The organism is Streptomyces caniscabiei (genome assembly GCF_014930365.1).
Classification (GTDB): domain Bacteria; phylum Actinomycetota; class Actinomycetes; order Streptomycetales; family Streptomycetaceae; genus Streptomyces; species Streptomyces caniscabiei.
Genome location: NZ_JABXWI010000021.1, coordinates 1 through 9,572, shown reverse-complemented (window position 1 = coordinate 9,572; position 9,572 = coordinate 1). Strand labels below are relative to the sequence as shown.

The window sequence follows — 9,572 nt, the reverse complement described above, 5'->3', positions numbered from 1 at the left end:
ACGGCCGAATCGGAGCACCCGTGGCGAACGACGACAAGGTTGTTGACTACCTCAAGCGGGTGACCGCCGACCTCCAGCGCACCCGAGGCAGGCTCCGCGAACTGGAGGCGAGCCGACGGGAACCGGTGGCGATCGTGGCGATGGCCTGCCGTTTCCCCGGCGGGGTCACCACGCCCGAGGAGCTGTGGCACCTGGTCGCCGAGGGCCGGGACGCCATCGGCGCCTTCCCGGCCGACCGGGGCTGGCGCACCGACGGCCTGGCCGACGCCGGAGCCCGACTCGAAGGCGGATTCCTGTACGGCGCGGGCGACTTCGACGCCGAGTTCTTCGGAGTCTCCCCGCGCGAGGCCCTCGCCATGGACCCGCAGCAGCGGCTCCTGCTGGAGACCTCCTGGGAGGCGATCGAGCGCTCCGGGCTCGACCCGGACGACCTCAAGGGCTCCGACGGGGGCGTCTTCGTCGGCATGACGGACCAGAAGTACGGCCCTGAGGACGACGATGCCCTCCGCGAGGTCCGAGGGCACATCCTCACCGGCACCACCAGCAGCATCGCCTCCGGCCGGCTCGCCTACTTCTACGGACTGGAGGGCCCGGCGCTCACCGTCGACACCGCCTGCTCCTCCTCCCTGGTCGCGCTCCACCTGGCGATCCGTGCCCTCCGCGCCCGCGAGTGCTCCTTCGCTCTGGTCGGCGGCGCCACCGTGATGGCCAGGCCAGGGCTGTACGAGGAGTTCCTGCTGCAAGGGGGCCTCGCCGGGGACGGCCGCTGCAAGGCCTTCTCCGATGCGGCGGACGGCACCGGATGGGCCGAGGGCGCGGGCGTCCTGGTCCTGGAGCGACTTTCCGACGCCCTGCGCGCCGGGCACCAGGTGCTGGCGGTCGTCCGGGGTTCGGCGGTCAACCAGGACGGTGCCTCCAACGGCCTCACCGCACCCAACGGCCCTTCCCAGCAACGCGTCATCCGCGCCGCCCTCACCGACGCCGGGCTCAGCCCCGCCCAGGTCGACGCCGTCGAGGCCCACGGCACCGGCACCCGCCTCGGCGACCCGGTGGAGGCGCAGGCCCTGCTCGCGACGTACGGGCAGGAGCGTGAACTGCCGCTGTATCTGGGGTCGTTGAAGTCGAACATCGGTCACGCGCAGGCGGTGTCCGGGCTCGGCGGTGTGATCAAGACGGTGCTGGCGATACGGCACGGGGTACTGCCGCGCACCCTGCACGTGGACGCGCCCACGGCCGAGGTGGACTGGTCGGCGGGCTCGGTGGAGCTGCTGACGGAGGCCCGCGCATGGCCGGACACGGGCCGTCCGCGCCGGGCGGGCGTGTCGTCGTTCGGGATCAGCGGCACGAACGCCCATGTCGTGCTGGAGCAGGCCCCTGTGGGAGAGGCCCCTGTCGGAGAGGGGCCTGTCCAACAGGCCCCTGTCCGGGAGACCACGGTCGACGCCCGGTCCGAGGAGCCGGGCGGAAACGCTCCGGTGGCGCTGCTCCTCTCCGCCCGCACGCCCGAAGCACTACGGGAGCAGGCCGCCCGACTTCAGGACCACATCGGTCACGCCGGGAACGCCACTCCTGTCGACCACGCCGACCACGCCGACCACGCCGACCACGACGGCCAGGTCGACGACGCTGCCGGGGTGTCGATCTCCACGTCGGACGCCGACGGCTCCGCCCCCCGAGGCGCGGCCCCCGCGCCACGCGCCGTGGCCCGGGCCCTCGCCGCCCGCCGTCCCCGGTTCACCCACCGGGCCGTCGTGGTCGGCGCGGACCGTACGGATCTGCCGGCGGCCCTCGACGCCCTCGCCCAGGGCACTCCCGACGCGCGCGTGGTGCGCGGCGCGGCGGCCGGGGCCGGGCCCCTGGCCTTCCTCTTCACCGGCCAGGGCGCCCAACGCGTCGGCATGGGCCGCGAACTGTACGCCGCCCACCCGGTGTTCACCGAGGCCTTCGACGCCGTGTGCGCCCGGATCGACCCCCGACTGGGCCGGCCGCTCACCGACGCCCTCGCCTCCGAGGAACTGCTCGGACGGACCGCCTACACCCAGACCGCCCTGTTCGCCTTCGAGGTGGCCCTCTTCCGGCTCCTCGAACACTGGGGACTGGCCCCCGACCATCTGCTCGGCCACTCCATCGGCGAACTGGCCGCCGCACACGCCGCCGGAGTGCTCTCCCTCGACGACGCCTGCACGCTGGTGGCCGCCCGCGCCACCCTCATGGACAGTCTCCCCGAAGGCGGCGCGATGCTCGCCGTCGAGATCGCCGAGACCGACGTACCCGCCCTCCTCGACGCCGCAGACGCCACCGGCCGGCTCACTGTGGCGGCCGTCAACGGGCCCCGCGCCACCGTGCTGTCGGGCCCCGCCGACGCCGTCGACGCCACGGCGGCCCTCTGCGCCGAACGAGGGCTGCGGACCCGCCGCCTGAAGGTCAGCCACGCCTTCCACTCCCCGCTGATGGAACCCATGCTCGACCGGTTCCGCGCGGTGGCCGAAGGGCTCACCTTCCACGCGCCGCGCATCCCCCTCGTCTCCAACGTCACCGGCCTCCTCGCCACCGAGGAACAACTCCGCTCGCCCGACTACTGGGTGCGGCACGTCCGAGAAACCGTCCGTTTCCACGACGGTGTCCGCCTGCTCGGCGAACTCGGCACCACCGCCTGCCTGGAACTCGGCCCGGGCGGCGCCCTGAGCGTGCTGGCCCGCGACTGCCTGCCCGACGGCACCGCCGCCTTCGTCCCCTCCCTCCCGCACGGTCACCACGAACCCACCGCCCTGCTGACCGCCCTCGGGGAACTGCACGTCCGAGGCGTCGGCGTGGACTGGTCGGCCGTCCTGGGAACCGGGGGGAGCACGGGCCAGGGCGGGCCCGAGGACACCCTCGCGGACCTGCCGACGTACCCCTTCCAGCGCACCCGCTTCTGGCTGCCCGCCATCGCCGGAACCGGCGCCCCCCTGCTGGCCGCCCCGCCGCCCGCCGTCACCGGGGCCGAACCGTCCGCGCGTGGCCGCGCCTTCGACGTGGACCTGGTCCGTGCCGTCGCCGCCGCCGTCCTCGGCCATCCCACCCTCGGCGCCGTCCCGCCGGACCGCCCCTTCAAGGATCTCGGCTTCGACTCGCTCTCCGCCGTCCGGTTCCGCGACCGGCTCGCCGAGGAGACCGGGCTGCCGCTGCCCACGACCCTGGTCTTCGACCATCCCACCCCGGAAGCGGTCGTCGCCCACCTCAACGGCGAGCACACCGGCCGGTCGGCCGCCGTCCGCAGGCGTGCCGTCATGGACGAACCCCTCGCCGTCGTCGGCATGGCCTGCCGCTACCCCGGCGGGGTCACCACGCCCGAGGAGCTGTGGCACCTGGTCGCCGAAGGCCGGGACGCCGTCACCGCCTTCCCCCGGGACCGGGGCTGGGACCCCACCGCGCTCCGCCGGATCGACGGCGGCACCCCCACCACCGGCGGATTCCTGCACGACGCCGCCGAGTTCGACGCCGACTTCTTCGGCATCTCGCCGCGCGAGGCCCTGGCGATGGACCCGCAGCAGCGGCTGCTCCTGGAGACCTCCTGGGAAGCCCTCGAACGGACCGGCATCGACCCGGTGTCCCTGCGCGGCAGCCGTACCGGCGTCTTCGCCGGCATCGCCGGGTCCGACTACGCCGGCGTGCTCGCCTCCACGCGCGAGACCGAGGGTCATGTCATGACCGGCACGGCGGGCAGCGTCGTCTCCGGCCGGGTGTCCTACGTCCTCGGACTGGAGGGCCCGGCGGTCACCGTCGACACCGCCTGCTCCTCCTCGCTCGTCGCCCTGCACCTGGCGGGACAGGCGCTGCGGGCGGGCGAGTGCGACCTCGCCCTCGCGGGCGGCGTCACCGTCATGAACACCCTCGGCGGTTTCCTGGAGTTCGCCCGGCAGGGAGGTCTCGCCTCCGATGGCCGGTGCAAGGCGTTCGCGGAGTCGGCGGACGGCACCGGTTGGGCCGAGGGCGCGGGTGTCCTCGTCCTGGAGCGGCTGTCCGACGCCCGCCGCCACGGCCGCCGGGTGCTGGCCGTGGTGCGGGGCTCGGCCGTGAACCAGGACGGTGCGTCCAACGGCCTCACGGCACCGAACGGCCCATCCCAACAACGGGTGATCCGGGACGCGTTGGCGAGCGCGGGACTCTCGCCGTCGGAGGTGGACGCGGTGGAGGCCCATGGGACGGGGACCCGGCTGGGGGACCCCATCGAGACGCAGGCCGTGCTGGCGACGTACGGACAGGAACGGGAACGTGAACGGCCGCTCTGGCTGGGCTCGTTGAAGTCCAACATCGGCCACAGCATGGCGGCGGCCGGCGTCGGCGGCGTGATCAAGACCGTCATGGCGCTGCGCGAGGGTCTGCTGCCGCGCACGCTGCACATCGACGAACCGACCCGGCAGGTCGACTGGTCCACCGACACCGTACGACTCCTGACGGACGCCGTGCCGTGGCCGGAGACCGGACGCCCCCGCCGGGCCGGTGTGTCATCGTTCGGGATGAGCGGCACCAACGCCCACGTCATCCTCGAACACTCTCCCGTCGACCAGGCCCTCGTCGGACGTGACCCGGTCGAGCCCGTTCCCGCAGACCAGGGCGGCGGCCACCGTCGCGTGCGCCCCTGGCTCCTCTCCGCCCGCACCCCGGACGCCCTGCGCGCCCAGGCCGCCCGCCTCGCGGCCCACCTCGACCGAGACGACGGTGCCGACGCCACGCCGGCCGCCCTCGGCAGCGCCCTGCTCCGCAGCCGTTCGCTCTTCGAACACCGTGCCGTCGTCCTCGGCACCGACCGCGCCGACCTGCTGACCGGGGTGCGCGCCCTCGCCGACGGCACGGCCACCGCCCCGAAGGTCATCACCGGCACGGCGGCGCCGACCGGCCGTGGCCCGGTGTTCGTGTTTCCGGGGCAGGGGTCGCAGTGGGCCGGTATGGCGGTGGAGTTGCTGGAGGCCTCGCCGGTGTTCGCCGCCCGGATGGCCGAGTGCGAGCGGGCCTTGTCGGTGTTCGTGGACTGGTCGCTGTCCGAAGTCCTTTCTGATGAGGGTGAGTTGGCGCGGGTGGATGTGGTGCAGCCCGTGTTGTGGGCGGTGATGGTGTCGCTTGCGGAGGTGTGGCGGTCGTACGGGGTGGAGCCGGCGGCGGTGGTCGGGCACTCGCAGGGGGAGATCGCGGCGGCGGTGGTCGCCGGAGCCCTGTCCCTGGAGGACGGTGCCCGGGTGGTGGCCCTGCGTTCGCGGGCGATCCTTGCCTTGTCCGGTCAGGGGGGTATGGCGTCGGTGCGGTTGCCGGTCGACGAGGTACGGGGGTGGTCTCCGCTGGTCGATGGGCGGGTGGAGGTGGCGGCGGTCAACGGTCCGTCCTCGGTGGTGGTGGCGGGGAGTCCGGTGGGCTTGGACGAGGTGATCGCCGAGGCGGAGGCGCGCGGGGCGCGGGCCAGGCGGATCGAGGTCGACTACGCCTCGCACACGGCCCACGTCGAGCGGCTCCACGGCGAACTCCGCACCCTTCTCGACGAGGTGACTCCGACCGAGTCCCGGACCCCGTTCTTCTCCACCGTCACCGCCGACCGGTTCGACACGACCGGCCTGGACGCGGAGTACTGGTACCGCAACCTGCGTTCCACGGTGCGCCTCGACGACACGGTGGCGGGGCTGGTCGAGGCCGGTCATCGCGTCTTCGTCGAGATCAGCCCCCACCCGGTCCTCACGGCCCCCCTCACGGAGACCGTCGAGCGGACGGAGGCCGAGCCGCTCGTCGTCGGCACCCTGCGCCGGGGCGACGGAGGCCTCGCCCGCATGTTCGCCTCCCTCGCCGAACTCGCCGTCGGCGGCGTACACGTGGACTGGACGCCGGCCTACGCCGACCACACCCCCACGCCGTCCGAGCCCCCGGTCGAGCTGCCGACGTACGCCTTCCAGCGCCGCCGCCACTGGCCGCGGACGCTGCCGAGCGGACCCGTGGCCGACCCCGCCCACGAGGAGTTCTGGCAGGCCGTCGAGGAACAGGACGCCACCGCCCTCGCCGCCACCCTGGACCTGCCCGCCGACGAACCCGCCCTCCGTACCGTCCTGCCCGCGCTCTCCTCCTGGCGCCGTGACCGGCGGGAGCGCGGCACGGTCGACGCGTGGCGGTATGCCGTCGACTGGCGCCCGATGGATGCGGGCACGACCCCCGAAGTCCTGCCCGGCACCTGGCTGATCGCTCTGCCGGAGGCATGGCGGGACGACCCCGCGCTCGTCGCGGCGGCCGAGGCCGTACGGGAGCGTGCCGAGCACGCGGTGATGCTGACCGTGACGACCGACGACGACGTGGACAGCCTCGCCGCTCGCGTCCGCGAGATCGGGCCGACGGGCGCGGTGACCCTCACCGGGACCGACTCCACGCCGCACCCGGACGGCCCCGTCGTGCCCACCGGCCTCGCCACCACCCTCACCCTGTTCCAGGCCCTGGTCGCGACGGGCACACCCGTGCCGCTGTGGTGTCTGACCCGGGGCGCCGTCGGCACCGCCGACGACGCCGGGCCCACCGACCCCGCGCAGGCCGCCGTGTGGGCGCTGGGCCGATCCGCCGCCGTCGAACTGCCGCAGTACTGGGGCGGTCTCGTCGACCTCCCGGACGTCGTCGACCCCGCCGTCACGGACCGGTTCATCGCCGTCCTCGCCGCGACCGGTGGTGAGGACCAGGTAGCTGTGCGGGCTTCCGGCACCTACGCCCGCCGCCTGGTCCGCACCACCGGCCCGGCGAACGGGAACGCCGGCTGGACCCCGCGCGGCACGGTGCTGATCACCGGCGGTACCGGCGCTCTCGGAGCGCACGTCGCCCGCCGGCTGGCCCGCGACGGCGCCGAGCACCTCGTGCTGCTCAGCCGGAGGGGCGCCGACGCGCCCGGTGCCGACGCCCTGCGCACCGAACTGCGGGAGGCCGGCGTACGGGTCACCCTCCTCGCCTGCGACACCATGGACCGGGCCGCCCTGACCGCCGCCCTCGCCGACGTCGAACGAGACGGCGAACAGGTCCGGGCCGTCGTGCACGCGGCGGGCGTGGGCGTGCTCGGGCCCGTCGCGCGGGCCCCGTTCGCCGACCTGGTCACCGTCCTGGGCGCCAAGGTCGCGGGCATCGAGAACCTCGAAGCCGTCCTGGATCCCGCCCAGTTGGACGCGGTCGTCTACTTCTCCTCCATCACGGCCGTCTGGGGGGCCGGCGACCACGCCGTCTACGCGGCCGGCAACGCGGTCCTCGACGCCCGTGCCGAGCGGCGCAGCGCCGACGGAGTCCCGACCCTTTCGGTCGCCTGGGGGCCGTGGTCGGGCGGCGGCATGGTCTCCGACACCATCTACGACCAGCTGCGCGCCACCGGCCTGCCGGTCATCGACCCGGACACGGCGCTCTCCGGTCTGCGGACCGTCCTCGCCGACGGCGAGACGTCGGTGATCCTGGCCGACGTCGAGTGGGAGCGGTTCGCGGAGGTCTTCACCAGCGGCCGGCCCAGCCGTCTGCTGGACGGTATCCCGGAGGCGCGGCCCGCCACCCCGTCCGAGGAGGCCACGGGCGGCGCCCCTGCCTCGGACCTCGCCCGCCGCCTCACCGCCCTCGACGGACCCGCCCGCACCCGCGCCCTGCGCGACCTGGTCCGCGACCATGCCGCCGCCGTCCTCGGCCACCCGGACCCCGGCGCCGTGGATCCCGGGCGCGCCCTCAAGGAGCTGGGCTTCGACTCGCTCACCGCCGTCGACCTGCGCAACCGGCTCGCCACCGCCACCGGCGTCCGGCTGCACAGCACCCTCGTCTTCGACCACCCCACCGTGACCGCCCTCGCCGTGTTCCTCGGGGAGAAGCTGTTCGGCGGGCAGGAGCGTGCGGCGCCCGTGGTCGTCAGGGCCGCCGCCGACCGCGACGACCCCGTGGTGATCGTCGCCATGGGCTGCCGCTTCCCCGGAGGCATCGGCACCCCCGAGGACCTGTGGCGGGCCCTCGCCGAGGAGGCGGACCTCACCGGCCCCTTCCCCACGGACCGGGGCTGGCCCCTGCACCGCCTCCACGACCCCGACGAGACCACCCCCGAGTCCAGCTACGTCGACCGCGGCGGCTTCCTCGGCGACGCCGCCCTGTTCGACCCGGCGTTCTTCACCATCTCACCGCGTGAGGCGCCCGCGATGGACCCCCAGCAGCGACTCCTCCTGGAGACCTCCTGGGAAGCACTGGAACGCGCCGCCATCGACCCGTCGACCCTGCGCGGCAGCCGTACGGGCGTCTACGTGGGCATCAGCGAACAGGGGCACACCGCGCGGCTGCTGGACGCGGCCACCGACGTCGAGGGCTACTTCGCCACCGGCGCCGCGGCCAGTGTCGCCTCCGGCCGAATCGCGTACACCCTGGGCCTGGAGGGCCCGGCGGTCACGGTCGACACGGCCTGCTCCTCCTCCCTGGTGGCCCTGCACCTGGCCGTCCAAGCGCTGCGGGCGGGGGAGTGCGACCTGGCCCTCGCCGGCGGGGCCACCGTGATGTCCGAGCCCGCCTCCTTCATCGGCTTCAGCCGCCAGCAGGCCCTCGCGCGCGACGGCCGCAGCAAGTCCTTCGCCGCGGCGGCCGACGGCTTCGCCCTCGCGGAGGGGGTGGGAGTGCTGGTGGTCGAGCGGTTGTCGGACGCCCGCCGCAATGGTCATCCGGTGTGGGCTGTGGTGCGGGGTTCGGCGGTGAATCAGGACGGTGCGTCGAACGGTCTGACGGCGCCGAACGGGCCGTCCCAACAGCGGGTCATCCGGGACGCGTTGGCGGTCGCGGGGCTGTCACCGTCCGACGTGGACGCGGTCGAGGCACACGGCACAGGCACCCGGCTCGGCGATCCGATCGAGGCGCAGGCCCTGCTGGCGGCCTACGGCCAGGACCGTGAACGGCCCCTGTACCTGGGCTCCTTGAAGTCGAACATCGGCCACACCCAAGCCGCGGCCGGCGTCGGCGGCGTCATCAAGACGGTCCTGGCACTGCGGCACGGCGTCCTGCCGCGCACCCTGCACGTGGACGAACCCACCCCCGAGGTCGACTGGTCCGCCGGCGCGGTGGAGCTGCTGACGGAGGCCCGGGACTGGCCGGGGCAGGGCCGCCCGCGCCGGGCCGGCGTCTCGTCGTTCGGGATCAGCGGCACCAACGCCCACGTCATCCTCGAACAGCCCGAGGAACTGGAGGAACTACCGGAGGAGCAATCCGCGACACCGTCCCGGGCTGTCGTCCCGCTCGTCGTGTCCGCCCGGGATGACATGGCCCTACGGGCCCAGGCCGCCCGGTACGCCGCCTTCCTGGCCGACCACCCCGACATCCGGCTGCCCGACCTGGCCCTCTCCCTCGCCACCACCCGGGCCGTCCTGCCCCGCACCACCGTCCTGACCGCCGCCGACCGGACCCAGCTCCACCAGGCCCTCACCGGCCTCGCGGAAAACGGCGCCACCGTCACCGACGAACCATCGGCCGGAGGGCTCGCGGTGGTGTTCTCGGGTCAGGGGGCGCAGCGGGTCGGTATGGGGCGTGACCTGTACGAGGCGTACCCGGTGTTCGCGGCGGCGTTCGAGGAGGTGTGC

1 protein-coding gene is annotated in these 9,572 nt (G+C 74.3%); it reads left to right on the top strand.

The features are described from left to right. Nucleotides 1–20: 20 nt before the first annotated feature. Nucleotides 21–9,572, top strand: a 9,552-nt coding sequence (locus tag HW837_RS39945; RefSeq protein WP_319681262.1) for a type I polyketide synthase, incomplete at its 3' end; no start/stop codon positions are given.